This is a genomic window from Acidovorax sp. LjRoot118 (assembly GCF_964253575.1).
Classification (GTDB): domain Bacteria; phylum Pseudomonadota; class Gammaproteobacteria; order Burkholderiales; family Burkholderiaceae_C; genus Acidovorax.
The window spans coordinates 3,656,616-3,682,178 of sequence record NZ_CAXURB020000001.1 but is presented as its reverse complement, the minus strand read 5'-3'; the positions used below and the strand labels follow the sequence as shown (position 1 = coordinate 3,682,178).

At 67.3% G+C, this 25,563-nt stretch carries 26 protein-coding genes; 10 read left to right on the top strand and 16 right to left on the bottom strand.

Features of this window, described 5'->3' with window-relative positions; genetic code table 11:
* Positions 1-40 precede the first annotated feature (40 nt).
* The 8 genes from ACSQ9E_RS17470 to ACSQ9E_RS17435 all read right to left on the bottom strand — a co-directional run bounded on the left by ACSQ9E_RS17470 (position 41) and on the right by ACSQ9E_RS17435 (position 8,660).
* The gene (locus ACSQ9E_RS17470) at positions 41-478 is read right to left on the bottom strand and encodes a copper chaperone PCu(A)C (RefSeq protein ID WP_082607857.1); all 438 of its coding nucleotides are present in this window, start codon (positions 476-478) and stop codon (positions 41-43) included.
* A gap of 375 nt (positions 479-853) precedes the next feature.
* Positions 854-1,213 (bottom strand): hypothetical protein, encoded by a 360-nt coding sequence (locus ACSQ9E_RS17465; RefSeq protein WP_436218637.1) that lies wholly within the window; start codon positions 1,211-1,213, stop codon positions 854-856.
* 140 nt (positions 1,214-1,353) lie between these two features.
* The gene (locus tag ACSQ9E_RS17460; protein ID WP_436218636.1) at positions 1,354-3,465 is read right to left on the bottom strand and encodes a TonB-dependent receptor; all 2,112 of its coding nucleotides are present in this window, start codon (positions 3,463-3,465) and stop codon (positions 1,354-1,356) included.
* A 160-nt stretch (positions 3,466-3,625) separates the two neighbouring features.
* A complete protein-coding gene (locus ACSQ9E_RS17455) occupies positions 3,626-4,846 on the bottom strand; it encodes a HupE/UreJ family protein (RefSeq protein ID WP_436218635.1) in 1,221 nt (406 codons plus the stop codon).
* Positions 4,846-5,985 carry a hypothetical protein gene (locus tag ACSQ9E_RS17450; RefSeq protein ID WP_436218634.1) on the bottom strand — a complete coding sequence of 380 codons (1,140 nt, stop codon included), beginning with the start codon at positions 5,983-5,985 and terminating at the stop codon, positions 4,846-4,848. The genes ACSQ9E_RS17455 and ACSQ9E_RS17450 overlap by 1 nt, the downstream gene beginning before the upstream one ends.
* Positions 5,986-6,130: 145 nt before the next feature.
* Positions 6,131-6,370 (bottom strand): hypothetical protein, encoded by a 240-nt coding sequence (locus tag ACSQ9E_RS17445; RefSeq protein ID WP_157412651.1) that lies wholly within the window; start codon positions 6,368-6,370, stop codon positions 6,131-6,133.
* A 17-nt stretch (positions 6,371-6,387) separates the two neighbouring features.
* A complete protein-coding gene (locus ACSQ9E_RS17440; protein WP_436218633.1) occupies positions 6,388-7,941 on the bottom strand; it encodes a DUF4331 domain-containing protein in 1,554 nt (517 codons plus the stop codon).
* A gap of 173 nt (positions 7,942-8,114) precedes the next feature.
* Entirely contained in the window at positions 8,115-8,660 is a 546-nt protein-coding gene (locus tag ACSQ9E_RS17435; protein ID WP_057204786.1) for a PadR family transcriptional regulator, read from the bottom strand.
* 182 nt (positions 8,661-8,842) lie between these two features.
* Between ACSQ9E_RS17435 and ACSQ9E_RS17430 the strand changes: the two genes are divergently transcribed.
* The 3 genes from ACSQ9E_RS17430 to ACSQ9E_RS17420 are packed head-to-tail and all read left to right on the top strand — an operon-like array spanning position 8,843 to position 13,058.
* Entirely contained in the window at positions 8,843-10,867 is a 2,025-nt protein-coding gene (locus tag ACSQ9E_RS17430) for an FAD-dependent oxidoreductase (protein ID WP_436220231.1), read from the top strand.
* 28 nt (positions 10,868-10,895) lie between these two features.
* A complete protein-coding gene (locus tag ACSQ9E_RS17425) occupies positions 10,896-11,336 on the top strand; it encodes a nuclear transport factor 2 family protein (protein WP_436218632.1) in 441 nt (146 codons plus the stop codon).
* Positions 11,337-11,375: 39 nt separating this feature from the next.
* Positions 11,376-13,058: a long-chain-fatty-acid--CoA ligase gene (locus ACSQ9E_RS17420; protein ID WP_436218631.1), complete on the top strand. Its 1,683-nt coding sequence runs from the start codon at positions 11,376-11,378 to the stop codon at positions 13,056-13,058.
* A gap of 171 nt (positions 13,059-13,229) precedes the next feature.
* Here ACSQ9E_RS17420 and ACSQ9E_RS17415 read toward each other — a convergent pair whose 3' ends face one another.
* The 4 genes from ACSQ9E_RS17415 to ompR form a co-directional block, all read right to left on the bottom strand.
* Positions 13,230-13,526 (bottom strand): HigA family addiction module antitoxin, encoded by a 297-nt coding sequence (locus ACSQ9E_RS17415; RefSeq protein WP_057204676.1) that lies wholly within the window; start codon positions 13,524-13,526, stop codon positions 13,230-13,232.
* A gap of 36 nt (positions 13,527-13,562) precedes the next feature.
* Entirely contained in the window at positions 13,563-13,844 is a 282-nt protein-coding gene (locus ACSQ9E_RS17410) for a type II toxin-antitoxin system RelE/ParE family toxin (RefSeq protein WP_057204674.1), read from the bottom strand.
* Positions 13,845-14,189: 345 nt separating this feature from the next.
* Entirely contained in the window at positions 14,190-15,722 is a 1,533-nt protein-coding gene (locus ACSQ9E_RS17405; protein WP_057204672.1) for an ATP-binding protein, read from the bottom strand.
* Positions 15,723-15,734: 12 nt separating this feature from the next.
* Positions 15,735-16,466: an osmolarity response regulator transcription factor OmpR gene (ompR, locus tag ACSQ9E_RS17400; protein ID WP_007859588.1), complete on the bottom strand. Its 732-nt coding sequence runs from the start codon at positions 16,464-16,466 to the stop codon at positions 15,735-15,737.
* A gap of 217 nt (positions 16,467-16,683) precedes the next feature.
* Between ompR and ACSQ9E_RS17395 the strand changes: the two genes are divergently transcribed.
* A complete protein-coding gene (locus tag ACSQ9E_RS17395; protein ID WP_436218630.1) occupies positions 16,684-17,400 on the top strand; it encodes an SIMPL domain-containing protein in 717 nt (238 codons plus the stop codon).
* A 139-nt stretch (positions 17,401-17,539) separates the two neighbouring features.
* Here ACSQ9E_RS17395 and ACSQ9E_RS17390 read toward each other — a convergent pair whose 3' ends face one another.
* Entirely contained in the window at positions 17,540-18,316 is a 777-nt protein-coding gene (locus tag ACSQ9E_RS17390) for an SDR family oxidoreductase (protein WP_436218629.1), read from the bottom strand.
* A 133-nt stretch (positions 18,317-18,449) separates the two neighbouring features.
* Between ACSQ9E_RS17390 and ACSQ9E_RS17385 the strand changes: the two genes are divergently transcribed.
* On the top strand, positions 18,450-19,352 hold the full coding sequence (locus tag ACSQ9E_RS17385) for an AraC family transcriptional regulator N-terminal domain-containing protein (RefSeq protein WP_436218628.1): 903 nt from the start codon (positions 18,450-18,452) through the stop codon (positions 19,350-19,352).
* 58 nt (positions 19,353-19,410) lie between these two features.
* Here ACSQ9E_RS17385 and ACSQ9E_RS17380 read toward each other — a convergent pair whose 3' ends face one another.
* Entirely contained in the window at positions 19,411-19,995 is a 585-nt protein-coding gene (locus ACSQ9E_RS17380) for a TetR/AcrR family transcriptional regulator (RefSeq protein WP_436218627.1), read from the bottom strand.
* A gap of 239 nt (positions 19,996-20,234) precedes the next feature.
* On the opposite strand from ACSQ9E_RS17380, the gene ACSQ9E_RS17375 reads away from it, so the two are divergent.
* The 3 genes from ACSQ9E_RS17375 to trxB all read left to right on the top strand — a co-directional run bounded on the left by ACSQ9E_RS17375 (position 20,235) and on the right by trxB (position 22,412).
* Positions 20,235-20,828, top strand: coding sequence for a carboxymuconolactone decarboxylase family protein (locus ACSQ9E_RS17375; RefSeq protein WP_436218626.1), 594 nt, complete (start codon positions 20,235-20,237; stop codon positions 20,826-20,828).
* Between the two features lie 17 nt (positions 20,829-20,845).
* Positions 20,846-21,172 (top strand): thioredoxin family protein, encoded by a 327-nt coding sequence (locus ACSQ9E_RS17370; protein WP_145696346.1) that lies wholly within the window; start codon positions 20,846-20,848, stop codon positions 21,170-21,172.
* Between the two features lie 229 nt (positions 21,173-21,401).
* Positions 21,402-22,412: a thioredoxin-disulfide reductase gene (gene trxB / locus ACSQ9E_RS17365; protein WP_436218625.1), complete on the top strand. Its 1,011-nt coding sequence runs from the start codon at positions 21,402-21,404 to the stop codon at positions 22,410-22,412.
* 257 nt (positions 22,413-22,669) lie between these two features.
* Here trxB and ACSQ9E_RS17360 read toward each other — a convergent pair whose 3' ends face one another.
* Complete coding sequence (locus ACSQ9E_RS17360) at positions 22,670-23,290, bottom strand: YdeI/OmpD-associated family protein (protein ID WP_436218624.1); 621 nt, start codon at positions 23,288-23,290, stop codon at positions 22,670-22,672.
* A 138-nt stretch (positions 23,291-23,428) separates the two neighbouring features.
* On the opposite strand from ACSQ9E_RS17360, the gene ACSQ9E_RS17355 reads away from it, so the two are divergent.
* Positions 23,429-23,701 (top strand): helix-turn-helix domain-containing protein, encoded by a 273-nt coding sequence (locus ACSQ9E_RS17355; protein WP_057204782.1) that lies wholly within the window; start codon positions 23,429-23,431, stop codon positions 23,699-23,701.
* Positions 23,691-24,923: a type II toxin-antitoxin system HipA family toxin gene (locus tag ACSQ9E_RS17350; protein ID WP_436177593.1), complete on the top strand. Its 1,233-nt coding sequence runs from the start codon at positions 23,691-23,693 to the stop codon at positions 24,921-24,923. Before ACSQ9E_RS17355 ends, ACSQ9E_RS17350 begins: the two co-directional genes overlap by 11 nt.
* A 132-nt stretch (positions 24,924-25,055) precedes the next feature.
* Here the strand turns inward: ACSQ9E_RS17350 and ACSQ9E_RS17345 are convergent, their stop codons facing one another.
* Positions 25,056-25,484 carry a hypothetical protein gene (locus ACSQ9E_RS17345; RefSeq protein ID WP_428001514.1) on the bottom strand — a complete coding sequence of 143 codons (429 nt, stop codon included), beginning with the start codon at positions 25,482-25,484 and terminating at the stop codon, positions 25,056-25,058.
* Between the last annotated feature and the right edge of the window lie 79 nt (positions 25,485-25,563).

Genomic DNA, 25,563 nt, shown 5'->3' with positions numbered 1-25,563 from the left:
GGTCGGGCGACGAAGCGCCCTTGTGCAAAGCGTGGCGTGGTCAGTGCTTGTGATCGCCGTGGGCTGCAGGCTTGGCTGCGGCATTGAGAGCGCGCACGGGGGCCTTGATCTCCATGGATTCGCGCTTGCCGTCCTTGCCTTCGAACACGAGGGTGATCGGTACGGTGTCGCCTTCCTTGACCTGCTGCTTGAGGTCCAACAGCATCACGTGGTAGCCGCCGGGCTTGAGGTCCACGGCCTTGCCTGCGGGCAACTCGACGGCCGGGATCTGGCGCATGCGCATGACGTTGTCCTGCATGGCCATCTCGTGGACTTCCACCACGGGTGTGAGTGGCGAACTGGCCGAGACGAGTTTGCTGTCCTTGGCGGCACTGAGCTGCATGAAAGCGCCCGTGGCCTGTTGCTGGGGCACGGTGGCGCGGACCCATGCGTCCTTGACGGTGACCTGGGCGTTGGCCGTGCTGGCGAGGATCGCCATGGATGCGGCGGCAAGAATGGAACGTACGATGGGAGTCACGGTTGAAATCTCCTGAGGTTGAAATTCACGCGGAATGCAGGACCTGAAGCAAGTTTTCCGCGCAGGCCTGGCGCTTTGGTCGCGCGACGGACAAAGGGGTGCGGGCTGGCGCCGTGACACAGGCGTCCGGGCACGGGGCGCGCACGCGGGCTTGCCCCGGAAATGGGCCAGCGCACGTTCACTGCCCTGTGCAGGCGCCTTTCGGCAACCCGCAAAAGCTCTACGCAAAGTGCTCAAGGGCAGGGCTGGTCTCTGGCGGCGGTGCAGGGGCGACGCGGTGCAATGCACCGGGTGCGGTGGCTGCAGCCAGCCGTCAACCGCGTTGATGGGCGGGTTTCAAATACGCGAGGGAGGCCCGCGTGCGGGCAAGGGCGCTCCGACGATGGCGGCCAGGGTGGCTGCGACGGCGGGCTTGAGGACATGTGCCAGGGGGCTGTCGTGCAATGCGGCGGCTTGCTGCTGCGCAGGCGGTGCGCTGGCACCCAGGCACATCACGCAGTCCAGGGCATGGTGCCCCTGCTGGACGGCGTCGGCATCGCCGGTCACTGCGACCAGCTTCACGCTGGTGCCTGTGGTGCACACCAGCTCCATGGCTTGCGGATGGACGATGGGCGATGCGATTGCTGCGCCCATGGTCAATACAAACCACGCCAGAATCAGGCAGGCCAGCAGTGACGAGGAGCGCAGTGCGTGCATGCCGTGATTATCGCATCGGCATGCAGGTGCTCTACGCCATGCCCAGGCCAGCGCGGTGCTCAGCAGCATCACCATCAGAAACCCAGCAACAATCCGCCTGTTGTATGGGGCATTGGCCAACAGGCTGAAGCGGGCCCCTTTTAGAACGCCCAGCGCGCACTGAGCCGCGCGCTGCGTGGCTCCATGGGGTGCACGTGGCGGCCCTCGATGCCGCCGCCCGTGCAGTCGCCGCGCGCCGCTTCGCCGGCCGTGCACGATGCGTAGAGGTACTCGATGTCGTTGCCCTTCTTGCCAGCCAGGTTGAACACGTCCAGGCCCAGCGTGAGCTGCTTGCTTACCGCATAGCGCACGCCGGCATTGAGCACCGTGTTGGCACGCGAGCGCACGGAGTTGAGTGTGTCCAGCGCGCGCGGGCCCAGGTAGCGCAGGCGCAGCGAGGCGGTCAGCGGGCCCTGGGTGTAGACCGCGCCCAGGGCCAGCACGCGCTCCACCGCGTTGTCCACGTAGTTGCCTTCGCCCTCGGGTGCAGCGCCGCGAAAGCGCGCGCGCGACAAGGCGGCATCGGCTTCCAGGCGCCAGCGGGCGTGGGGCTTCCAGCGCACCGTGGTCTCTATGCCGCGCCGGTAGCTGGCGCGGCCCGGCTCGGTGCTGCCGGCGTCGCCCACATACACCAGCTCGGAATCGAGCTTGAGCTGCCACAGCGCCGTGGTGATGGTCAGGTCGTCGCCAGGCTGGTAGCGCCAGCCGATCTCGCTGCCCAGGCCCTTGACCAGCGCGGGCACACGGTCTGCGGGCAGGCCGCTTTGCGGGTCGGTCTGGATGGTGGCGCCGCGCACGTCGTTGCTGTGCGAGCCCACGCCCGTGTTCAGGTACAGCTCATGCACGGGGGTGATGGCCCAGGCCAGCCCGGCCTTGGGACTCACCAGCGCATCGTGGCCGCTGCCGCTGTTGGCTGCGCCGTAGACGGCCTCGCGGCCCTGCACGTCGTAGCGCAGCAGGTCGCCGCGCAAGCCCGCGTAGCCGCGCAGGCGCTCGGTGAAGCTCACGAACTGCTGCGCGTGCACCGACAGCATGTCCTGCGACACCTGGTCGTTGCGCACGGTGGACAGGCGCTGGCGGGCTGCCGTGTTGTACAGGCCCACCTCGGCGATGCGGTCGCCGCGCCACTGTGCGCCCACGCTGAGCACACCGTCCAGGCCGCCGATCCGGTTGGGCAGGCTGTGCGAGGCCTGGGCGCCGAACACGCGGCGCCGGTCCGACTGCTCGAACTGGTCACCGTTGACCGGGTCGCGCAGGAAGTAGGTGAAGTCGGAGAGCAGGTCGAACCGGTAGTCGATGGCATAGGCGCTGATCTGGGTCTGGCCCTCGGGTCCCTTGTCGAACCATTTGCCTGACAGGCTCAAACGCCGGGTGCTGCCGCCGTCGGTTGGGTTGAGCGAGCCGAAGCGCGGCAGCTCGCCGCTGTCGATCAGGCGCTCGGGAATCTGGTCGGTGGCGTTCCAGCGGTTGCGGTAGGCCATGCCCGTCACGCTGAAGCCGCGGTTGGGCGAGCCCTGCGCATAGCGCACCACGGCGTTGATCTTGCGCAGGCGCTCGGGCACGTCCCAGGGGCCGTCGTTGCCTTCGAGCTCGATGGCGCCCAGCCAGGTCTGGTCGTCACGGGTGCGCGAGCCGGCCGCCAGCAGGCGGCGCAGATTGTGGGGGCCCAGGGTCACCTCTGCGAATGGGGCATCGAGTGCGCTCACGTAGTCCAGCGACGCGCTGCCTGCCGTGGAGAAGTCGCCGCTGTCGGCGAAGTAGGGGCCCTTGCGGTAACGCACGCCCGAGACCAGGTCGGGGATCAAAAAGTTCAGGTCGGCAAAGCCCTGGCCGTGGCCGTGCGTCGGCATGTTGACCGGCATGCCGTCCACAGTGACCGAGAAGTCGGTTCCATGGTCCAGGTTGAAGCCGCGCAGAAAATACTGGTTGGCCTTGCCATCGCCCGAGTGCTGGGTGGCCACGACCCCTGGCACGGCCTCGACGATGTCGCCCGGCCGCAGCTTGGGGCGCGCCTGGAACGACTCGCGCTCCACCGCACCCTCGCTGGCGCTGTCGGCCAGGCCGATGCTCACGTCCCTGGGGCCCCGCACATCGACCTCGGGCAGGTGCGTGGCCTGTTGGGCCCAGGCCGCCGTGGTGGCCATGCCTGCCACCAGAATGCCGAGCGCCAGGGGGCGAGGCGCTGTGGTGCGAGAGAACTCTTTATTCTTCATGTCTGCCTTTTCATTGTCCAGGAATCCTGCCGCGCAGGCTCCCGGCCCACCCTCATGCGGATTTGCATTCAATCGGATAACTAGGCGGGGAGCCGCAGACAGTGCTTCAGCGCACGGCAAGGCGACTCAACGACGTTATACGGTTGAAGGCAAATCCGTATCAGCCAGAGAACGCTACGCGCTGCACAGTCCAGTACAGCGACAGCACGATCAGTGCCACCGAGCCGCCCTTGACCACCACGGTGCGGTAGCCCGCCCAGCGGGCCAGCAGCAGGGAGACGGCGCACCACACGGCAACCACCATGAGCTGGCCGGCCTCCACCCCCAGGTTGAACCCCGCCAGTGCCCAGACCAGCAGGCCGCCCGAAACGCCGGCCTCCACCAGCGCGCCCGAGAACCCCAGCCCGTGCACCAGGCCAAAGCACAGCGCCAGCAAGTCGCTGCGCAGCCCCTTCACCGGGAACAGGTTGAGCAATGCCGAGATACCGATGCTGATGGCAATCGCCGGCTCGACCCAGTTGCCCGAGACGGTGACCCAGCCCAGGCCCGCCAGCACCAGCGTGACCGAATGGCCCACGGTGAAGCTGGTCACGGTGAGCAGCAGCGCCTTGACGCCACCCCACGGCCCGGCCGCCGGCAGGGCCTGCGCCGCCCCCTGGCGGCGCAGCAGCGTGATCGGCAGCAGCAGGGCCAGCAGAAAGGCCAGGTGGTCATAGCCTTCCAGGATGTGGTGCACCCCCTCCGAGACAAAGTGCGCCAGCGTGGCCGGGCCGCTGCGGGCCGTTGCCGCCTCGGGTGCGGCGGTGCTGCCGCCCACCGCACGCAGGTCGGTGCGCGAGCGGCCATCGGGCGCCAGCACGGCGGCCAGCGGCTGGCCGCCCAGTTGCCCGCTGACCAGCAGGCGGTGCGTGGGGTCGATGCCCTGCATCAGGCGGTAGTCCAGCGCCAGCGCTTGCGTGGCTGCGCAGTCGAGTGCCGCCGCCATGCGGATGTAGCGCCCGTCGGTGCGCTGCTCCAGCGCCTCGAAGCGCCAGGCCGGGGCCAGCACGGCGTTGCCGCACTGCCAGCGGATGCCCTGGCCCACCCAGGCGGCCACTGCGGGCGTGGCCTGCTGGATCTCGCCCCAGGTGAGCTGGCGGTCGCCGTCGGCATCGAGCAGGTCCAGCGCAGCATCCACATCCTTGAGCGCCAGCGAGAGCTGCAGCGCCACGGCGTCGGCGCGGGCGGGGTCGGCCTCACCGGCGCCGGCCACCCGCAGGTAGGCGTCGCTGGCCTTGTGCGCCCAGGCGCTGGGCGCTGCGGCGCAGGCGGCGGCCAGGGTCCCGGCCATTGCCAGCCACCGCAGCGCGCTGGCCGTTCGTTGAAAAAGCGACGGCAGCATCACTTGTCTCCCCGCGATTGCCAGCGCGCCAGGCGCGCGTCCTGCAGGCCCGTGCGCTGAAAGCTCTGCACCACCGTGCGGTGGGCGGCGGCGTCACCGGACTGCTCGGAGGTCTGCAGCGCCAGCCACCAGTCCAGGGGCTCCTTCTGCAACGCCAGGTTGGCCTGTGCGGCCTGCCAGGCCTCCCGGGGTTGGCCCTGCAGCCACAGCGCCAGCAGCGAGCGCTCGCGGGCATGGGCATCGAGCGCCTCGCCGCGCGCCGCAAGAGCCGCGAACCGGGCCTGCAGTTCGGTGGCCAGTGCCTGCGACTGCACCGTCTTGCCCATGAGCCGCAGGGCCTGGGCGCGGCGCAGCAGCACGGCGTCGCTGGCGGGCTGGGCCTTGAGCACATCCACGGCGGCGGCCGGGCGGCCCAGGCGCAGCAGCAGGTCGGCATGGGCCAGGGCGGTGTAGCCGTCGGGCGCCGCAGCCAGGCTGCTGCGGTAGGCGGCATCGGCTGCGTCGTCGCGACCGGCGCGTTCCTCGCTCTCGGCCAGCAGCGACAGCAGCCAGGCACGGTTTGCCGGGTCCGCTGCCTGCCCTATGAGTGCGGTGAAGCCGCTGCGTGCCGCGTCGCTCTGGCCCTGCAGCGAGCGGCTTTCGAGCAGGCAGGCCGTGGCGTGCAGCGCAGCCCCATGGCGCGCCACGTTGCGGCAGGCGGTCTCGGATTCGGCATAGCGGGCGGCCACCCGCTCCAGCGTGGCCAGGGTCAGCCAGCCCTGCACCTGTGCAGGGTCGGCCTGCAGTGCGCGCTTCAATGTCGCGCGCGCGGCGTCGAATTCATGGCGGCTTTGCTCCACTGTGGCCTGCAGCACCGCCAGTTCGGCGGGCGCATCGGGCTTGCCCCACCACAGGGCCAGCACGGCCTGGGCGCGGCCCAGGTAGCGGGGGTCAGCGGTCTCGCGGGCCAGCGTGATCCAGCGGCGCGCGGCAGTCGCTGCGGCCTGCGGCGTGGCCGGTGCAAGGCTGACCCGCTCGGGCAGCACCTCGATCACCTCGGTGTCCGAAGCGGGGCGCAGCTCCTGCACGGCGGCGGCGGCCGCGCCCAGGCAGCACAGGGCAAGGCCTATCCCCCAGAGAAGGCGGGCAGGGTGTGTCATAGGAATCCGCAGGGTTGAAGGGATGGGCGGCAGCGAGCAAGCGGCGAGAAACAGGCCGCAGGCCCGCGCAGGCAACAGGCGGCGGCCGCACGCAGGCAACAGGCGGCGGCCGCACGCAGGCATGCGGTCACCGCCCCTGGCGAGGTCACAGACGGGTGTCTGGCTCGTCGGTATCGCTGGTGGACAGCACCAGCTGTTCCACAGCCACGGGTTCCGCCGTGTCCTGCACGCTGGCCGCAATCGGCTGGGTGTAGGCAAAGGCATTCACCGCTCCGCCGCCGCCGTCGGGCCCGGCGTTGTCGCTGCCGCCGCCACCGCCGCAGGCGGTCAGCGCCATCGCTCCCACCGCCACCAGGGCGGCCTTTTGCATCGTGATGTTGGGCATGGTGTGCATCCTTCGCATCAGAAGTTCTTGGCGCCAGGCAGCGGCGTGTTCACGTAGGGGAAGGCGGTCTTGTAGTCGGTCGCCTTGGTGCGTGCACCGTCCACGAACTCGACCGCGCCGGCAGGCGCATCGGCAGGCTTGCAACCCACCTTGAGCGCATCGCTCGCACCGGTCAAGGTGCACAGCGCACCCATGGCCACGCGCAGCGAGACGTCGACCACGTCATCACCCAGGCGGCGCCCGTTGGGGAAGCCGGCGGCGTCGCCCGCCACCACGCCCAGCGAGTTCTGCGCGCTGGCCGGCGTGGCAGCAATGCCGGTGTTCAGGCGCAGCATTTCCGCCAGCGGCCCCCCGGTACCCAGTGCCGTGATGTTGCCCGGGCGGTTGACGGTGGGCAGGCCCGTGAGGAAGGCCGTCATCAGGTCCGTGCGCGGGAAGTTGGTGGGCGCCTGCGCGCCGAACAGCACCTGGATCAGGGCCGGCAGCGTGGGGTGGGTCACATAGTCCGCGAAGTTGGCGGCATCGTCCTTGGGCTTGGAAGCATTGAATTTGTCCTTGTCCTTGAGGCCGATGACGACTTCATTGACCAGGGGCATGCCCAGGCGCGACACCTGGGTCCAGGCGCCGCCGGCCTTTTCGCTGGCCTGCAGGCCGGAGTCGGGCTTGCCGTTGAGCACACGCGCCTGGCGCAGGCTGGCCGTGGTCCAGCCGCCAATGACCTTCTCGCCCGATGCAGCGGTCAGGCAGCCGGTGGGCATCTCGACGGCGAGCGAGGTCACGTTCTTGTTGGCGATCTGGCCTGCGCCGAAGGCCGCCGCATTCGATTCGCTGGTGATCACGGCGGCTGGGGCGTTCACGAGGTCGAAGATGGTGCCCAGGGATACCGGGAAGGGGTCCTGCCGCTGGCCCACGAACACCTTGCCCGGCGTGGCGCAGCCGGGCACGTTGATGCCGTACACATACTTGCCGGCATAGGCGTCGTAGGCGGCGGCGTTGCCCAGCGACTTCTCGCCGATGTAGTCGATGGGCTTGGTGAAGGTGGTGCCCCCACCAGCCATGGTGATCTGCTCGCGCTTGCCGGTGCGCCGGTCGCCACGCACGATGAACATCTCGTACTCTTCGCGGTACGACACCGGGTCTGCCGCAGCGCCCGTGATCCCGCCCGCATTGCGCAGCGGTATGGCCACCTTCTTGCGGGCGCCATCCGGGCCGATGTCCAGGGTGATGCCGGCCCCGCCGTTGTTCAGCGTGTTCTTGAAGCGGAACTGCAGGGTGATGTCTTCTGCCGCATCGCCGTTGTTGTCGATGTGGATCTCGTACAGCGCATTCGGGTCCAGGCTGAAGTAGTTGGGCCCGCCATAGGGGTCCTGCAGCGGCAGGTAGTTGGCGATCATGGTGACGAAGCCGCCACGCCCCGCCTCGTAGCTGTTGAAGAGGTAAAAGTCCGCACCATCGACCTTGGGCTGGGTCGTGATGAAGGGCGCCTCTCGGTGGCTGGATGCCAGGCTGACGCCGGCAGTGCAGGCGGCAAGCGCCGCAAGCGCCAACAGACTGAGTTTCCTGATTCGCATGGAGATCTCCTCGTGGGTGTTCGACCGTGAGCGCAATAGCTCGCCCTCTTATACGGCCGGGACTTCCAGGCGGATGCAGATATTTGGCAGCGCAAGGGTTAACACCTAATGCAGATCTCTGGCCTGTACTTCGCGCAGTCTTTGGCAGCCCTGAAGGACTGCTCCAAACGACGTCAGGACTTCGGTGCCGGAGCCCCGCCCAGTATCTCCAGCGCCTCCTTCGATATCGCCAGCGACAGCTCCTCCTGCAGGATGCCGGCCTTGAGCACCAGGTGCTGCAGGCGGCGCTCGCGGCTCAGTTCCTTGCCCACAAAGTCGCGCTGCTCGATGCGCTGGTAGACGGCCAGCTTCTCCTGGTGCAGGGCCATGAGGCGGGCGATTTCCTTGTCCAGCCCGGTGGGGCCGATGGCGGCTTCGGCGCGCAGGCGCACCATGAGTTCGTCGCGCAGGGGCGTGGGGTCGTGCTGTTCGGCGATCCAGCGGCGCAGCTCCTTGCGGCCTGCGGGCAGCAGGCGGAACTGGCGCTTGCGGCCGCGGCCGGTCTCGGCCGGCAGGGCCTCGATCCACAGCGCCTCTTCGAGCCGCGCCAGCTCGCGGTAGATCTGCTGGTGCGTGGCGTGCCAGAAGTAGCCGATGGACTTGTCGAAGCGCTCGGCGAGTTCCGAGCCTGAGCAGGGGTGCTCGACCAGGGCGGTGAGGAGGGCATGGGGCAGGGACATCGGGCGGAAGGAGGCGGCCAGGAATTCGGAATCCCCGATCTTGCCTGAATCGCGGAGGGCTCTCTTTGTTTCTGCAACCAGTTGCATAAACAGTGCGCCAAGGCTATATTTGTGCAACTGGTTGCATAAACAAAAGGAGACCCACGATGAACGCCGTCCTCGCACCGACCCGGGAGCCGTCCATGGCTTCCCCCTATCCCCACCTGCACGCCCCGCTGGACCTGGGCTTCACCACGCTCAAGAACCGCGTGCTCATGGGCTCCATGCACGTGGGGCTCGAAGAGGTGGCCAACGGCTTCGAGCGCATGGCCGCCTTCTACGCCGAGCGTGCGCGCGGGGAGGTGGGGCTGATAGTGACCGGTGGCATTGCACCCAACGAGCGTGGCCGGCCCATGCAGGGCGGGGCCATGCTGGTCAACGAGCATGAAGCAGAGCAACATCGCAAGGTGACTGCGGCCGTGCATGCCGAGGGCGGCAAGATCGCGATGCAGATCCTGCACTTCGGCCGCTATGCCTACCACCGCGACCTGGTGGCCCCGAGCGCGCTGCGCGCACCCATCAACCCCCATGTGCCGCATGCGCTCACGGCCGACGAGGTGGAGCAGACCATTGAAGACTTTGCGCGCTGCGCCGCGCTGGCCCACCATGCGGGGTATGACGGCGTGGAGGTCATGGGCTCCGAGGGCTACCTGATCAACGAGTTCATCGCCGCGCGCAGCAACCAGCGCGACGACGCATGGGGCGGCAGCTATGCCAACCGCATGCGCTTTCCCGTCGAGATCGTGCGGCGCACGCGCGAGCGGGTGGGGCCCAACTTCATCATCATCTACCGCCTGTCCATGCTCGACCTGGTGGAGGGTGGCTCCACGCTGGCCGAGGTGATTCAATTGGCCCAGGCCATCGAGGCGGCGGGCGCCACCATCCTGAACACCGGCATTGGCTGGCACGAGGCGCGCATCCCCACCATAGCCACCAAGGTGCCGCGCGCGGCCTATGCGTGGGTGACGAAGCAGGTGATGGGGCAGGTGGGCATACCGCTGATCACCTCCAACCGCATCAACACGCCCGAGGTGGCCGAACGCCTGCTGGCAGAGGGGTGTGCGGACATGGTCTCGATGGCGCGGCCGCTGCTGGCGGATGCCGACTTCGTGCGCAAGGCACGCCAGGGCCGGGCCGACGAGATCAACACCTGCATCGCCTGCAACCAGGCCTGCCTGGACCACACCTTTGGCGGCAAGATCACCAGCTGCCTGGTCAACCCCCGTGCCTGCCACGAGACGGAGCTGGTCATTGCCCCCGCCGTTGCCAAGAAGCGCATCGCCGTGGTCGGCGCCGGCCCCGCGGGGCTGAGCTTTGCCGTCACTGCTGCGCAGCGTGGCCATGCGGTGGTGCTGTTCGACGCGGGCAGCGAGATCGGCGGCCAGCTCAATATCGCCAAGCAGGTGCCGGGCAAGGAAGAGTTCTACGAGACCCTGCGCTACTACCGTCGCCAGCTGGAGCTGCATGGCGTGGAGGTGCGCCTATCCACCCGCGTGGCCGCGCAGGAGCTGGCGGGCCAGGGCTATGACGAGGTGGTGGTGGCCACGGGCATCCAGCCGCGCACGCCGGACATCGAAGGCATCACCCACCCCAAGGTGCTGAGCTACCTCGATGTGCTGCGCGACAAGAAGCCCGTGGGCCAGCGCGTGGCGGTGATCGGCGCGGGCGGCATCGGCTTCGACGTGGGCGAGTACCTCACGCACGAAGGCGAGAGCGGGGCGCTGGCGCCCGCCAAGTTCAACGATGAATGGGGCATCGACACCGGCTATGCCCAGGCCGGCGGCCTGCGCGCCGCGCAGGTGGAGGCGCCCGCGCGCCAGGTGCATCTGCTGCAGCGCAAGGCGAGCAAGGTGGGCGACCAGCTGGGCAAGACCACGGGCTGGATCCACCGCACCTCGCTGAAGGCGCGCAACGTGGGCATGAGCTCGGGCGTGGCCTACGAGCGCGTGGACGACGCCGGCCTGCACATCCGCATCGACGGCCAGCCGCGCGTGCTGGACGTGGACCACATCGTGGTCTGCGCCGGCCAGGAGCCGCTGCGCGCGCTGTACGACGCGCTGCTGGCCGCGGGCCAGAGCACGCACCTCATCGGCGGCGCCGACGTGGCCGCCGAGCTCGATGCCAAGCGCGCCATCCTGCAGGGCACGACGCTTGCCGCCACCATCTGATCCAACAACCTCACCCCAGGAGACATCCATGACCGAAGCCCCAAAGAACATCCACCCCGCCGTCGCCCGCTCGCTCGACACCTGGCACCACATGGTGGCCAGCCGCGACCTGTCGAACCTGCTGTCCATCGTGCACCCCGACGCGGTGTTCCGCTCGCCCATGGCGAACACGGCCTACACCTCGGCCCCGGCGCTGATGCTGGCCCTGTCCACCGTGATCCAGGTGTTCGAGGACTTCACTTACCACCGCCAGCTGGCTACCGACGACGGCCTCAACATCGTGCTGGAGTTCAGCGCCCGCGTGGGCGAAAAGCAGCTCAAGGGTATCGATCTGGTGCGCTTCAATGAAGCCGGGCAGATCACCGAGTTCGAAGTCATGGTGCGCCCCTTGAGCGGCCTGCAGGCGCTGGGTGCCGAGATGGGGGCGCGGCTGGGGGACAAGCTGCCGGCTTTCAAGGCCAAGGCCTGACGCGTTCATAAAAAAGAGAAAAAACAGGAGACAACGCCCATGACCGCCACCACCGCGCCGCCGCCATCCATGCCCTGGGAGAGCTCCTACCCCGAGGCCCTGCGCAACTACCAGCTCGACCTGGCGGCGCTGCCCGCCAATGCCGCGCAGCTGGCCGCGCAGGCCGCTGCCGACCATGGGGACCAGCCGGCATTCACTTTCGTGCTGCCCACGGGGGCCAACGTGGTGCGCAGCTTCAGTGAGGTCGATGCCCTGTCCGACGCCTTTGCCGCCTGGCTGGTGCGCGAGCAGGGGCTGCAGGCGGGCCAGGTGCTGGCGCTGCAGATGCCCAACTGCCTGCACTATCCGATTGCCGTGTTCGGCGCCTGGAAGGCGGGTCTCATCGTGACCAACGTGAACCCGCTGTACACCGAGCGCGAGCTGCGCCTGCAGCTCGAAGACAGCGGTGCGAAGCTGCTGCTGGTGTGCGACATGTTCCTGCCGGTGGCGGGGCCCGTGGCCCAGGCGCTGGGCGTGCCGGTGCTCACCGCCAGCCTGTGGGACTTTTTTGACGAACCCGTGGCATCGGCCATCCGCGCCAAGATGGCGGGGCCTGCCGATCCGGCCGCAACGCCGCTGCCGCGCATGGCCGACGCGCTGGTGCGCGGGCAGGCACTGGCACCCATCGACCGGCGCAGCCACCCCGTGGCGCTGTACCAGTACACGGGCGGCACCACCGGGCGCAGCAAGGGCGCGGTGATCACGCACGGCAACATCGTGGCCACCTTGCGCATCACGCGCGATTTTCTCGACGCCTACGATGGGCCGAAGCGCGGCGAGACCATGCTCACCGTTCTGCCGATGTACCACGTGTTCGCCTTCATGGTGAATTTTCTGGTGTTCTTTCAGGTCGGCGCGCGCAACCTGCTGGTGCCCAGCCCGCGCCCGCTGAGCAACCTGCAAAACACCTTCGAGCAGTTCGAGGTGCAGTGGACCGCCGGGGTGGACACGCTGTTTGCCGGCCTGCTGGCCGAGCCCTGGTTCCAGGCCGCGCCGCCCAGGCTGCGCTATGCCTTCTCGGGCGGCACGGCGCTGCGCACGTCGACTGCACAGGCCTGGCAGGCAGTGGTCTGCCCCATCCTGGAGGGCTATGGCATGACCGAGACCTCGTGCATCGTCTCGTGCAACCCGCCCTCGGCCACGCCGCGCCTGGGCACCGTGGGCGTGCCCATGCCGGGCTGCCGGGTGCGCGTGGTCGATGACCAGGGGCGCGACCTGCCCCAGGGCGAGCGCGGCGAGCTGCTGGTGCAAGGCCCGCAGGTCGTGGGCGGCTATCTGCATGCACCCGAGGACAGCGCCAGCGCGCTGCTCGATGGCTGGCTGCACACGGGCGACATTGCGCAGCTGGAGGAGGGCGGTTTCATCCGCATCGTGGACCGCAAGAAGGACATGATTCTGGTGTCCGGCTTCAACGTCTACCCCAACGAGGTGGAAGATGTGCTCGCGGCCCACCCCGACATCGCCGAGGCCGCCGTCATCGGTGTGCCGGATGCCGGCACTGGCGAGGCCGTGCGCGCCTTCGTCGTGCCGCGCAACCCGGCGCTGACGGCCGAGGAAGTGGAGCGCCACTGCCGCACCCAGCTCACGGCATACAAGGTGCCACGGCAGATCATTTTTCGCGAGCAGTTGCCCAAGTCGCCGGTGGGCAAGATCTTGCGGGCGTCGCTGCGCGAGGCGGCCTGACGAGCCTTGGCGCAGCAAGAAAAAGAGGGCCGGGCCAGGATGGCGCGGGCCTCTTGCCAACCGGGCAACAGGCAAAGTCAATCCGCCGGCGTGTCGCAAGGCACTGCCGCAATGCGGATGACGGACGCGAGGAACACCCTGGCCGGGAGGATTTGAGCCGCGGTGGCGTGCTCAAGCCGCTGCAAACGGCTCGATGGTCTCCAGGTCCGCAGCGATGGCTGCCCGCGCTGTGTCGGCATCGTACTGGCTCTGAAGATTGAGCCAGAACTCCACCGTCGTCCCGAAGAAGCGCGCCAGACGCAGGGCAGTGTCTGCAGTGATCGACCGGCCCTCCTTGACGATGGCTGCGATACGCGTCTGCGGCACGTGGATGGCCTGGGCCAGACGGTACTGGGTGATTCCCATGGGCTCCAAGAACTCCGTGGCGAGGATCTCGCCCGGGGTGGGGAGGGTGAGAGGCTTGGTCATATTCGCACTCCTTGCTATGACGATGGCGCTTTCGCGTCAGTGGTAATCGACGATCTCGACGTCCTTTGGTCCTTCTGGGGTCCACACGAAGCAGATTCGCCACTGATCGTTGATGCGGATGCTGTGCTGGCCCTGGCGGTTGCCAACCAGAGCTTCAAGTCGGTTGCCCGGCGGAACCCGCAGGTCGAGCAATTGAGCGGCGGCGTGGAGCATGCGCAGCTTGCGCAGTGCAGGGCCTTCGATGTTCACCCAGCGAGGAACGCGCTGTTGATGGAACAGGTCTTGTGTCTCGCCGCACTTGAAGGATAGGATTGGCATGAGAAATAATAACGCGACGCGGTAGTAACGTCAAGCGTGATTAATATTCTGATCCGCGACCGCTTCCCCAAATTGGCACGAAGGCACACCCGCATCACAAGGTTCGCGGGGCGCTGGTCAATGGGCTTGAAAGCCTTCAACGAGCCCTTTGGGTCCATTCGTTGCGCCCAGTCCACCGCAACCGAGAAATCGGCTGTGCAGCAGAGCAGACCACCTTGCTGCGCCTATGAAGGCCTGGTGCCAAGAGTATCCGATGCATGGCTTGTCGCGTTGCCAGTGCGGCGCAAAAAAAGAGGAACGGGCCAGGCAGGCGCGGTCCTCTTTTCCGTGGCGGGAACAGGTGTTCTACACCTTGTCCTCCGCCCGCCGGCGCGGCAGGTGCCGCTTGACGGACGGCCGCTGCAGCCTCTGCTTGGGGTCCACGCCATCAGGCAGCTCGCTGGCGCGCTGCAGCTGGATGTGGGCCACCAGGCCGCCGGTGCTGCTGTTGGCCAGCGCGAAGATGCCGCCCATGCGCTGCACCGTCTTGTCCACGATGGACAGGCCCAGCCCCGCGCCGGCAGCGGCGGTGCGGGCCGAGTCGCCGCGGAAGAAGGGCTTGGTGAGGTTGGACAGCTGCTCGGGCGGCACGCCCAGGCCGTGGTCGCGGATCTTGACCAGCACCCAGTTCTCGCGGCCCTTGGCGACGATGTCGACGTTGGCCACGCCGGTGTCGTCGCCCTTGCCGTAGCGGCGCGCGTTCTCCAGCAGGTTGGAGATGACGCGGGCCAGCTCCACCTCGTCGGCCAGCACGTTCAGGTCCTCGGGGATGGTCATGGCGATCTGCAGCTCGCGGTGGTCCTGCACGGCGTACACGCACGACGAGACCACGGCATGCAGGTTGACGGGCGTGAGGGTCACGTGGTCGGGCCGCGCGTAGTCAAGGAACTTGTCGATGGTGGCATCGAGCTGCACGATGTCGGCCACCATGTGCTCGCGCGCCACGTCGTCGTTCACGCTCATCTCGGTTTCGAGCCTGAGGCGCGCCAGCGGCGTGCGCAGGTCGTGCGAGATGCCGGCCAGCATCACCGCGCGGTCTTGCTCCAGTTTGGCAAGCTTTTGCGCCATGCGGTTGAAACCGATGTTCACCTCGCGGATCTCGCTGGTGACCACCTCCTCATCGAGGTGGCTGGCGGCAAAGTCGCCGTCGCGCACGCGGTTGGCGGCGTACGACAGTTGCTTGAGCGGCCGGTTGATCAGCCGGGCAATGGCCGCCGCACCCGCCAGCGACAGCGCGCCTGCGGTGATGAGCCAGATGAGCCAGGTGCGCCCGCCCGCAGGGCTGAAGCGCGAGCGGTCCATCAGCAGCCAGTTGGGGTCGCCGTTGATGTTGAAGCCGACCCACAGGCCGGGCTCGCCGTTGACGCTCTGGGCCACGATGGTGTCGGGCCCCAGGCGCTGGGTGAGCTCATCCGTCAGGCGGTTGCCCAATGCCGTGCTGTCGAGCAGGGCGAATTGGTCCTTGGGTTCGCGCGGGAGGATGCGTACACCCTCCTGGTCGGCCATGGTCTTGATGAGCGAGACGCGCGCGATCGCGTCCGAGTGCACGAGCGCGGCGCGGCTCAGGTTCACCAGCGAGGCGATCTGCTGCGCGGTGTGCAGGGTGCGGGGCTCGAACTCGAGCGCGCGCAGCGTTTGCAGCCACGCCAGGATGCTGCCCACCAGCAGCAGGGCCAGCAGGAAGAAGGTGCGCCAGAAGAGGTTGAGCCCGACGCGCGCCTTTTGCTCGCGCGCCAGGCGCACGGCTTCGAGCGGGGCCGGGCTGGTGGCATCGGTCGGCGCGGTCACGGAGGGGGAAGGGCGCGGTGCAGACCGCCCCTTGGCGCCGGAAATGGACATATCCCTCGATTATCAGCTCGTGCCATCCGGCACGAACACGTAGCCCACGCCCCACACGGTCTGGATGTAGCGCGGCGCGGCGGCGTCCACCTCGACCAGCTTGCGCAGGCGCGAGACCTGCACGTCCAGGCTGCGGTCAAAGGGCTCGAACTCGCGGCCACGGGCCAGCAGCGCCAGTTTTTCGCGCGACAGGGGCTGGCGCGGGTGGCGCACCAGGGCCTTGAGCATGGCGAACTCGCCGGTGGTCAGGGGCAGCTCTTCGCCGCTGCGCTGCAGGGCACGGGTGCCCAGGTCGAACGTGAAGGGGCCGAAGTTGACCACCTCGTTGTCGCCCGAGGGGGCGCCGGGCGCCTCTTGCGCGGGGCGGCGGCGCAGCACGGCGTGCACGCGGGCCAGCAGTTCACGGGGGTTGAAGGGCTTGCCCAGGTAGTCGTCGGCGCCCACTTCAAGGCCCACGATGCGGTCCACGTCCTCGCCCTTGGCGGTGAGCATGATGATGGGCGTGCGGTCGTTGGCGGCGCGCAGGCGCCGGCAGATGGACAGGCCGTCTTCGCCGGGCATCATCAGGTCGAGCACGATGAGGTCCACGGTTTCGCGCAGCAGCAGGCGGTTGAGGGCCTTGCCGTCTTCGGCGACCATCACCTCGAAGCCTTCCTGCGTGAGGTAGCGGCGCAGCAAGTCGCGGATGCGCGCGTCGTCGTCCACGACGAGAATCTTGTCGGTGCGGTTGGTTGTTGTGGCCATGTTGATCCCAAGTCCAATTTGTAACAGAGCCGATTCTGACTACTTGGAACGCCAAAGTTCGGTTTTTGGGGTCATCTTTGACCAACTGTTACAAGTTTTGCGGAGCTTCGCACAGTTGCCACCCCCTGTTCACCGGGGGTGTTGCCACAGCGGTTATGGTGGCGGCCTGCGTGGCCCGGTTGCTGGCCGCGCCCCTTTCATCGACGAAGGTTTACCCATGAAAAGAATCGCCATCCGCCTGATCACCACCGCCGCCTTGCTGGCCTGCGCCGGTACCGCCATGGCCCAGGCCACGGCGCCGCAGGAGCTTCGCAATGTGGTGCAGCTGTCGGCCACGGGCACCGTGGAGGCACAGCAGGACCTGCTGGTGGTCACCCTTGCCACGAGCAAGGAGGGCGCTGACGCCAGCGCCGTGCAGGCCCAGCTCAAGCAGGCCCTCGATGCCGCCCTGGCCGAGGCCAAGCGCAATGCCCAGCCGGGCCAGCTCGATGTGCGCACGGGCCCCTTCGGCCTGTACCCGCGCTATGCCAAGGACGGCAAGATCAACGGCTGGCAGGGCCGCGCCGAGCTGGTGCTGGAGGGGCGTGACTTCTCGCGCATCACCACCACGGCCGGCAAGGTGCAGACCATGGCCATCAGCCAGGTGGCGTTTGCCCTGTCGCGCGAGGCCCGCGCCAAGGTCGAGGGCGAGGCCCAGACCCAGGCCATCGAGCAGTTCAAGTCGCGCGCGGCCGAGCTGGCCAAGGGCTTCGGCTTTGCCAACTACAGCCTGCGCGAAGTGGCGGTGAACAGCAACGAGATGTCCCCCGGCCCGCGCCCGCGCATGATGGCCATGGAGGCCAAGGCCTCGTCCTTATCCGATTCGGCCGTGCCGGTCGAGGCTGGCAAGGCGCAGGTGGTGGTCACCGTCTCCGGCTCGGTGCAAATGCGCTGAAGCCAAGCTCCCTTGAAATGGAAGTTCCAGGACTCTCGCGGGTCTGCGTTCAGCCGGAGAGCTAGGCGGAGAGCCGCAGACAGTGCCGTGGCACGGCAAGGCTCTCCAACGACGCTATCCGGTTGAAGGCAGGCCCGCTTTACAGGGCCTGGCCGCCGGAGACTTCGATGCGCTGCGCGGTGACCCAGCGGTTGCTGGCATCGAGCAGGCTGGCCACCATCGGCCCGATGTCGTCGGGCACGCCCACGCGGCCCAGGGCCGTCATCTGGGCGAGCTGCTGGTTCAGCGCGGGGTTGTCGCGCACCACGCCGCCGCCAAAGTCGGTTTCGATGGCGCCCGGCGCCACCGTGTTCACCGCGATACCGCGCGCGCCCAGCTCCTTGGCCAGGTAGCGCGTGAGCACCTCCACGGCGCCCTTGGCCGCTGCATAGGCGGCATAGCCCGGCAGGGACAGGCGCGTGAGCCCGGTGGAGAAGTTCACGATGCGCCCGCCATCGGCGATCAGCGGCAGCAGCGCCTGCGTGAGGAAGAAAACCCCCTTGAAATGCACGTTGACCAGGCGGTCGAACTGGGCTTCGGTCGTCTCGGCAAACGCGGCGTAGTCGCCGTGGCCGGCGTTGTTGACCAGGTGGTCGATGGTGCTGCGCTGCCAGGTGGCCTGCAGCGTGGCGCGCAGGCGCTCGGTGAAGCCTGTGAAGCTGGCAACGTCGCCCGTGTCCAGCTGCATGGCCACGGCCTTGCGGCCCAGGGCGGTGATTTCGGCAACCACGGCCTGGGCTTCGTCGGCCTTGCTGTGGTAGGTGACGACCACGTCGCCGCCGGTGCGGGCGATGCTCAGCGCGGTGTTGCGGCCCAGGCCCCGGCTGGCGCCGGTGACGAGGGTGATGGTAGGGGTTGCGGTGGTGCTGGATGTCATGGGGTGGCTCCTGTGTGTGACGGAATCCAGTGTCTGGCGTGAGCCCCTGCCGGTGTTGCCGAAACCCCTTCAATTCTTGCCTGATTCTCCAAAACCAGTGCCAAAGCTCCTACAAACCGTTACGCTAGCCGGCATGACGACGACCCCCTCCTTGCTGTTCCAGGCCGTGAGCCGCTACGCCGATGCCCATGCGCGCCAGCCCGGTGTGCTGCCCACCCCCATCCCGGGCATGACCCTGGTGCGCGCCACCGAGCCCAGCGGGCTGTTGCATGCCATCTCGCACCCGCTCATCTGCCTGGTGCTGCAGGGCAGCAAGCAGGTGACCATGGGGCCGCAGACCTTCGAGTTCACGGTGGGCGAATCGCTGCTGATCACCGCGGACGTGCCCACGGTGAGCCAGATCACCCGCGCCAGCGCGGCCGCGCCTTACCTGTCGATCGCGCTGGAGCTGAGCCTGCCGGTGATTGCCGACCTATCGGCGCAGATGGGCGCAGCGCCCCTGGGCGACCACGCCCCGGTGCGCGTGGACCCCACCGACGACGAAGTGGCCGACGTGGCCCTGCGCCTCATGCGCCTGCTGGAGCGGCCGGAGGCCGTGCCCCTGCTGCACGCCCCGCTGGTGCGCGAGCTGCACTACTGGCTGCTGGCCGGCCGCCACGGCGCCGCCATCCGCCGCCTGGGCTGGCCCGGCAGCCACGCCCAGCGCGTGGCCCGCGCCGTGGCCGTGCTGCGCACCGATTTCGCGCAGCCCTTGCCGGTGGAAAGCCTGGCCGCGCTGGCGGACATGAGCCCCTCGTCCTTCCACCAGCACTTCAGGGCCGTCACCTCGCTGTCGCCCCTGCAGTTCCAAAAGCAGCTGCGCCTGATCGAGGCGCGCCGGCTCATGCTGTCCGAGGGCGCCAGCGCCAGCAGCGCGGCGTTTGCCGTGGGCTACGAGAGCGTGCCGCAGTTCACACGCGAGTACGGGCGCCTGTTCGGCCTGCCGCCGGTGCGCGACACGCAGGCCGCAAGGGGGAGGGCGCGGGAGGCGGCGTGATTCCTCGTGGCGTCGGCGCGTTCGGCAGCAGGCCGCTGCCGTGGGCCCGGCTCAGGGTTCAATGCAGCGCCTTGAGCGCGACATCCCTGGCCGACTGCATGGCTTGAACGTCCTTGGTGGATGTGGACATCACCAGCATGCCCTGTATCACGACCATGAAGTACGACGCCAGGGCGGAGACGTCCTGGCCTGGAGACAGGTCGCCGTTTTCCAGCGCCCACTTGATCCGGACCCGCAGCGCCTTGTGCATCTCGTTCAAGCCGGCCGTGGCTTCGGATCCAAGCTCTGGCTCCACGTTCAGCAACTCGGCAACGAGATTGGTTGCCAGGCATCCTGCAGGGCGGCGGCTGCCTTGCGACGAGCTGTCGATGATGGTGTCAAAGATGCGCCTGAGCGCCTCGTCGAGAGGCTTGTCGAAAAGCTTGAGCAGCAGCGCGAGGTAGGACTCCTCTTTCATGTATTGCTCAAGGCAGAGCAGGAACAGCTCCCGCTTGCTGCCGAACGCCTTGTAGATGCTGCCCGCGGCCAGGCCTGTCGCCTCCTCCAGGTCGCGCACCGACGTGGCCTGGTAGCCCAGGGTCCAGAAAGCCTTGCTCGCTTTGCGAACCGCTTCGTCTTGGTCGAATTCTCTTGGTCTGGCCATGCATCCTTCTCCGGCCAGCCGGTGAGGCTTGCCTGAAATCCACCTATCGGGAACGATCGTTCACGATTCCCTGCGAATTGTAGTGCCAGCGGTAAGCGGAAATTCGCCCTGTTTTCAGCACCATTCACGCGGATAAGGGTTAGTACCCGATTGCGCCAAAAAGCCCCAGTCTGTAAATTTGGAAATGCGCGTTTCCAAACTCGCAATGACTTCAACCACCACACTTCAGGAGATACATCATGGGTCGCTTCAAAGCAATCAAGCCTGGCCAATCCGCCGACAACGACGTCAACGAGCTGCTCGCCGGCGCCCGCAACGGATGGTGGCAGGACACGTCCATGTTCGGCACCATCGGCCGGGTTCCCAGCCTGCTCAAGACCATCGTTCCCGTGTTCGAGGCATTCTTCGGCGGAGGCCGGATCCCACCGCATGTGCTGGAGATGATGCGGCTCAAGACGGGGGAAATGAATGACTGCACCTACTGCAAGGCGGTGCGCTGCGAAGCCACCCGCGAAGCCATCGCCGACAAGGAGGCGCCACTGTTTGGCGAAGTGGACTTCGAGCGCCTTCCGCTGAATGAGGCGCTGGCAGTGCAGCTGGCGGAGTACATCGCGGGCGACCCCAACTACATCCCCGATGGCTTCTTCGAGCGCATGCGCGGCGTGTACTCCGAAGAGGAGATCATCGAACTGGTCTTCGCCTGCGGCATCTTCAACTGGGGCAACAAGTTCAACATCACCATGCAGATCGACTCCAGTGATGACAGCCGGTATGCGAAGGGGATGGTGTACCCCGGTGCGGACATCCGTGCGTCCACGGCCATCGCGGCCTGAGCGGGAAGGGGTACTTCATGGCAAACGATCGAATCATCGCGGCCGACCCCCAGGGCTTGAAGTCGCAACTGCAGGGCAATGGACTCGTCCTTGTCGACTTCTGGGCAGCATGGTGCGCACCCTGCCGCGTGGTTGCACCGATGCTGGACCGGCTGGTGGGCGAGTTTCCTGGCGTGCGTGTCGTCAAGATCGACGCGGAAACCCACAAGGAGGTTCTGGACACCTACGGGGTCCGCAGCCTCCCGACCCTGCAGCTCTACAGCGACTCGCGCAAGGTGGATCAACTCACCGGCAAAGTCCAGTACGAGATGATCCGCCGTGCCGTCGGCAAGGCTGCGCAGTGACACCCATGTGAGGGTTCTCGTCCACGGCCGGCCGACTGACCGACCGGCCAGTGGCGGGCGCACGAATCGTGCGCCCTTCAGTGCAATGGGTCGGGGTGCGCGCAATGCCGTGGGCATTGGACCGCGCATCCGACCCCGTCGAATTCACCGGAGGTTGTCGTCGGCATGGTGCGCACCGGCGGGCCCGATTGCCGCAGACCAGGGCACCTCCATCATCATGGACTGATCAATGAAACACCACTCTCTTATCGTGCTCGGCTCGGGGCCGGCGGGCTACACCGCTGCGCTGTATGCGGCCCGGGCCAATCTTTCGCCGCTGGTCGTCAATGGATCCGAGGAGGGCGGTCAATTGATGACCACGACGGAAGTGGACAACTGGCCTGGCGACCCCCACGGCTTGCAGGGCCCGGACTTGATGGCGAGGATGAAGCGGCACTGCGAGAGGTTTGACGTCCGGTTTGCGCAGGACCGCATCGTGGGCGTGGAACTGCAGGAGCGGCCTTTTGTGCTCCGTGGAGAAGAAGGCAATTACTCGTGCGACGCGTTGATCATCGCCACCGGTGCGACGGCCAGGTACCTGGGGCTGCCCAGTGAAGATGCCTTCCGCGGGAGGGGCGTTTCTGCGTGCGCAACCTGCGATGGATTCTTCTACAAGGACAAGGAGGTTGCGGTGGTGGGCGGTGGGAACACGGCAGTCCAGGAGGCGATCTACCTGTCGAAGATCGCGCGCAAGGTGACCCTCGTGCACAGGCGTGGCGTGCTGAGGGGGGAGAAGGTGCTGCAAGACACGCTTTCGGAACTGGTGGCCCAGGGCAAGGTCGAGATGGCGTGGAATGCCGTGGTCGACGAGGTGCTTGGCGACCAGCATGGCGTGACGGGCCTGCGCATTGCCGATGCCCGGACGGGAGCGCAACGGGATGTCTGCGTGCATGGGGTCTTCATCGCCATTGGCCACCATCCCAATACGGAGGTGTTTGCGGGCCATCTGGCCATGCAGGACGGCTACCTCGAAGTGAACGGGGGGACTTCTGGATGGGCGACACAAACCAGTGTCCCGGGCGTCTTTGCCGCCGGTGACGTGGCGGACAAGGTGTACCGCCAGGCCATCACATCGTCGGCAACCGGATGCATGGCTGCGCTGGACGCGGAGAGGTTTCTGGCAGGCACCCGCACCATGGCGGTGGGGAGCGACACCCGGACGGACGCTGAGGATGCTGGCGAGGCGGTCGGCTCGTTGTAGTTGCAGCTGCTGCGTGCCGGCATGCCCCAGGTTCGATTTTCCGGTCTGCGCACCGTGGTTGCCGGCCTGGTGGGCAGCCTGCTGACCTGCGCTGCAGGCGTGGCGGCCAACCTGCTCGTGGAAGGTTGGCGCCCCATGGACGGCTGGCGCATCTTCTGCGAGCGCCTCGGGACGGGCTATGCCGCCGCTGTCTCCACAGACGCTCTGCGTGCGGGGGGGCGCCATCTGTGTGCAGGCCCCCAGGGGCTGCCCCGGCCTCAGGCTGGGTCTGTTGCCTGCTTTTTGGCGCGCTGCGGATAGATCGTCTCCCCGCGCGCCAGCATGGCGACGAAGGCCTCGATCTTCTTCTTGCGCCCCGCCTCGGTCTTGAGGTTGTGCACCCGAAACGCCAGCGCAAAGCGGTTCTGCTCGGTCAGCGTGGCCAGCATCTCGCGCGCCTTGGGGTCGGCATCGATGCCGGCCTGCAGGTCGTCGGGGATCTTCAGGCCCTTGCCGCTGCCATAGGCCCGGTCCCACCGGCCATCGGCCTTGGCGGCATCGACATGCGCCAGGCCGTGTGGCGTCATGCGCTTTTCCTTGATCAGGCGCGCGACGTTGTCGACGTTGATCTGGCTCCACACGCTCTTCCTGCCGCGCGGGGTGTAGCGCTGCAGGTAGCTGGTGTCGTCCAGCCCCTTGCGGATCGCGTCGATCCAGCCCCAGCACAGCACCACGTCGATGGCTTCCTTGGGTGTGATGGAGGGCAGGCCCGAGGCGAGCTTGTGGATCTTGATCCAGACCTCGGTTTCCTGCTCGTGGTGGCGGCCGAGCCAGGCGTAGAAGGCCTGCGCGTCGGCGAATTCATGCACCTTGGTGGGGTCGACGATGACGGCTGCCATCAGCGATTGCGCCCAAGGGGCTGCGTCGTGTCGAGGGCCATGGGAACCTTTCGCAATGCCGGCTTGCGCCAATGCAGAAATCCTAGCATTGCAAGTTATGACTGGCAAGTGATGTATTTTTTGCGTAATATGCAAGCTATGACTGACAAAATAAGGCTGCCGGATGAACTGGGTGCGCAATTGCGCGAGCGCCGGGAGGCCTTGGGCATGAGCAAGTCTGCACTGGCCGACAAGGCGGGCAAGGTGCGCGAGGTGGTCTACCGGCTGGAGGCGGGCGAGGACACCACTGTGTCTTCCCTTCTGGCCGTGCTGGGAGCCCTGGGCCTGGCGATGCGTATCGAAAGCGCGGGCATGCCTTCGGCGCACGAGGTATCGCGCCGTTTCATGGACGACGATGGCGATGCTCCCTGAAAAGATTCGCCTGCTGGATGTCTCGATTGGTGGCCGGCTCAACGCGGGCCAGTTGCTCAAGGCCTCCACGTATGAGTTTCGCTATCTCACACCGGACCCGGGTCAGCCGGCCGTGGCCCTGCTGATGCCACCCGCAGGGCAACTGACCTGGCAGGACGGCGACCTGTTCCCTGTCATGGACCAGAACCTGCCCGAAGGCGACCTGTTCATGCGTATCCGCGAGCTGTTCCCCAAGCAGCCGATGACGCCCATGCACATGCTGGCATTGGTGGGGCGCAATGGTATCGGCCGGCTGGGCTTTGGCCTGCCGGGGCAGGCCGCAGCGCCCATGCCCCGTACATTGAGCAAGAGCGCGTTGCTGGGCACGCGGTACACACCTGCGGTTTTCGACGAACTGGTGGCGGCCTACCTGAGCACGGGCGCTGGCATTGCCGGCATGCAGCCCAAGATCATGGTGCCCGACCGCCCGACGGTGCCCATTCCTTCGCTCATCGTGAAGGCCGCCAGCCCTGCCTACCCGGGCCTGGCAGCCAACGAGTTTCTGTGCCTGAGCGCCGCCAGGCAGGCCGGCATCGGCGTGCCATCGTTTGCCTTGTCCGACGATGGCCAGATGCTGGTGCTCGACCGCTTCGATCTGGTGGTGCAGGGCGATGGGCAGGTGGAGCGGCTGGGCTTCGAGGACATTGCGGCGCTGGCGGGTCTGCGCGTGCGCGACGTGCTGTCTGACCGCAAATACCAGGGCAGCTACCAGCGCGTTGCCGAGCTACTGCGGCAGTTGCAGCTGCACAGCGACAACCTGCACCGGTTCTACGAGCAGGTGGCGTTTTCGGTGATGGTGCGCAACGGCGATGCGCACCTGAAGAACTTCGGGTTGTTGTACCGCTCAGCCACCGAGGCCTGGCTGGCGCCCATGTTCGATGTGGTGACGACCTCCATCTACCGCTACACCCAGTACGCGGGCGGGCCTGAGCTGGAAGACAGGACGCTGGCGCTCAAGCTGTTTGCCGGCAGGCACCGCACCAAGACCTACCCGACCACTGAAGAGTTGCTGGAGTTTGGCCGCAAGGTATGCGGCGTGGCCCAACCCGCCCTGGTGCTTGCACGCATTGCCGATGCCATGCGCACCACCCTGCAAGAGGCCAGGGGTGACCCGCGGGTGCCGAAGTCGCTGTGGCGGGACATGTCACAGGCCTGGGACGAAGGCCTGGCGCACGCGCGCTGAAAACGCTGCGTTACTTACTTAGAGCGGCTAACAAAACTCTTCTGGCGTCGCTGCTGCGCCTTGTCGTACTAACGTACTGCCTGCGGCGCAGCGCCTAGCCAGAACCGCTGCGCTGAGTTTTGTTATCCGCTCTTACTTGCTGAACGCGATCAGCGTCCACACGATCACCACCAACTGCGCCAGATTGATCGCGATGGCCGTGACATGCGTCTTGCGAAAGCCGGGGATGGCACTGGTGTAGTCGGTTGACGACTGGATCTGCGCGCCCAGCGCATCCATCTTGGGGATGACCTGGCGGCGCAGCACGAGGGACAGCCCTGCCAGGGCCGCTGCCCCGGCTGCAATGCCCGGGCGGCCTGCGGCGGCAAAGCTGATTGCGGTGGCTGTGGCCGTCACCAGCGCCGCCCGGTAGTACAGGTTGAAGAAGCCGCGCACAAAGCGTGCATCCAGCGGCGTGTCGTGCTTGAGCACCAGCAGCGGGAGGGACCCCATGATGAAGTAGGCGGTGGTGACGAGCAGGGCCACCGTGAAGAACATGGCGGCGAAGAGGGCGGCGGACATGGCGGTTTTCCTCCCTGCGGCGGGGGTTGCGGCCATGCCGGCGAGGTGAGGGGCCACCGGGCCGATTGGCGGGCGATGC

What these genes read in the sequence shown, in the direction of transcription:
- ACSQ9E_RS17425 (WP_436218632.1), top strand. Translation starts at nt 10,896, where the DNA reads ATGACCGAAGCCCCAAAGAACATCCACCCCGCCGTCGCCCGCTCGCTC.
- ACSQ9E_RS17435 (WP_057204786.1), bottom strand. Translation starts at nt 8,660, where the DNA reads ATGTCCCTGCCCCATGCCCTCCTCACCGCCCTGGTCGAGCACCCCTGC.
- ACSQ9E_RS17385 (WP_436218628.1), top strand. Translation starts at nt 18,450, where the DNA reads ATGACGACGACCCCCTCCTTGCTGTTCCAGGCCGTGAGCCGCTACGCC.
- ACSQ9E_RS17460 (WP_436218636.1), bottom strand. Translation starts at nt 3,465, where the DNA reads ATGAAGAATAAAGAGTTCTCTCGCACCACAGCGCCTCGCCCCCTGGCG.
- ACSQ9E_RS17375 (WP_436218626.1), top strand. Translation starts at nt 20,235, where the DNA reads ATGGGTCGCTTCAAAGCAATCAAGCCTGGCCAATCCGCCGACAACGAC.
- ACSQ9E_RS17410 (WP_057204674.1), bottom strand. Translation starts at nt 13,844, where the DNA reads ATGCCAATCCTATCCTTCAAGTGCGGCGAGACACAAGACCTGTTCCAT.
- ACSQ9E_RS17345 (WP_428001514.1), bottom strand. Translation starts at nt 25,484, where the DNA reads ATGTCCGCCGCCCTCTTCGCCGCCATGTTCTTCACGGTGGCCCTGCTC.
- ACSQ9E_RS17420 (WP_436218631.1), top strand. Translation starts at nt 11,376, where the DNA reads ATGACCGCCACCACCGCGCCGCCGCCATCCATGCCCTGGGAGAGCTCC.
- ACSQ9E_RS17445 (WP_157412651.1), bottom strand. Translation starts at nt 6,370, where the DNA reads ATGCCCAACATCACGATGCAAAAGGCCGCCCTGGTGGCGGTGGGAGCG.
- ACSQ9E_RS17465 (WP_436218637.1), bottom strand. Translation starts at nt 1,213, where the DNA reads ATGCACGCACTGCGCTCCTCGTCACTGCTGGCCTGCCTGATTCTGGCG.
- ACSQ9E_RS17360 (WP_436218624.1), bottom strand. Translation starts at nt 23,290, where the DNA reads ATGGCAGCCGTCATCGTCGACCCCACCAAGGTGCATGAATTCGCCGAC.
- ACSQ9E_RS17470 (WP_082607857.1), bottom strand. Translation starts at nt 478, where the DNA reads ATGGCGATCCTCGCCAGCACGGCCAACGCCCAGGTCACCGTCAAGGAC.
- ACSQ9E_RS17450 (WP_436218634.1), bottom strand. Translation starts at nt 5,985, where the DNA reads ATGACACACCCTGCCCGCCTTCTCTGGGGGATAGGCCTTGCCCTGTGC.
- ompR (WP_007859588.1), bottom strand. Translation starts at nt 16,466, where the DNA reads ATGGCCACAACAACCAACCGCACCGACAAGATTCTCGTCGTGGACGAC.
- ACSQ9E_RS17415 (WP_057204676.1), bottom strand. Translation starts at nt 13,526, where the DNA reads ATGACCAAGCCTCTCACCCTCCCCACCCCGGGCGAGATCCTCGCCACG.
- ACSQ9E_RS17440 (WP_436218633.1), bottom strand. Translation starts at nt 7,941, where the DNA reads ATGCGAATCAGGAAACTCAGTCTGTTGGCGCTTGCGGCGCTTGCCGCC.
- ACSQ9E_RS17430 (WP_436220231.1), top strand. Translation starts at nt 8,843, where the DNA reads ATGGCTTCCCCCTATCCCCACCTGCACGCCCCGCTGGACCTGGGCTTC.
- trxB (WP_436218625.1), top strand. Translation starts at nt 21,402, where the DNA reads ATGAAACACCACTCTCTTATCGTGCTCGGCTCGGGGCCGGCGGGCTAC.
- ACSQ9E_RS17370 (WP_145696346.1), top strand. Translation starts at nt 20,846, where the DNA reads ATGGCAAACGATCGAATCATCGCGGCCGACCCCCAGGGCTTGAAGTCG.
- ACSQ9E_RS17405 (WP_057204672.1), bottom strand. Translation starts at nt 15,722, where the DNA reads ATGTCCATTTCCGGCGCCAAGGGGCGGTCTGCACCGCGCCCTTCCCCC.
- ACSQ9E_RS17395 (WP_436218630.1), top strand. Translation starts at nt 16,684, where the DNA reads ATGAAAAGAATCGCCATCCGCCTGATCACCACCGCCGCCTTGCTGGCC.
- ACSQ9E_RS17455 (WP_436218635.1), bottom strand. Translation starts at nt 4,846, where the DNA reads ATGCTGCCGTCGCTTTTTCAACGAACGGCCAGCGCGCTGCGGTGGCTG.
- ACSQ9E_RS17350 (WP_436177593.1), top strand. Translation starts at nt 23,691, where the DNA reads ATGCTCCCTGAAAAGATTCGCCTGCTGGATGTCTCGATTGGTGGCCGG.
- ACSQ9E_RS17390 (WP_436218629.1), bottom strand. Translation starts at nt 18,316, where the DNA reads ATGACATCCAGCACCACCGCAACCCCTACCATCACCCTCGTCACCGGC.
- ACSQ9E_RS17380 (WP_436218627.1), bottom strand. Translation starts at nt 19,995, where the DNA reads ATGGCCAGACCAAGAGAATTCGACCAAGACGAAGCGGTTCGCAAAGCG.
- ACSQ9E_RS17355 (WP_057204782.1), top strand. Translation starts at nt 23,429, where the DNA reads ATGACTGACAAAATAAGGCTGCCGGATGAACTGGGTGCGCAATTGCGC.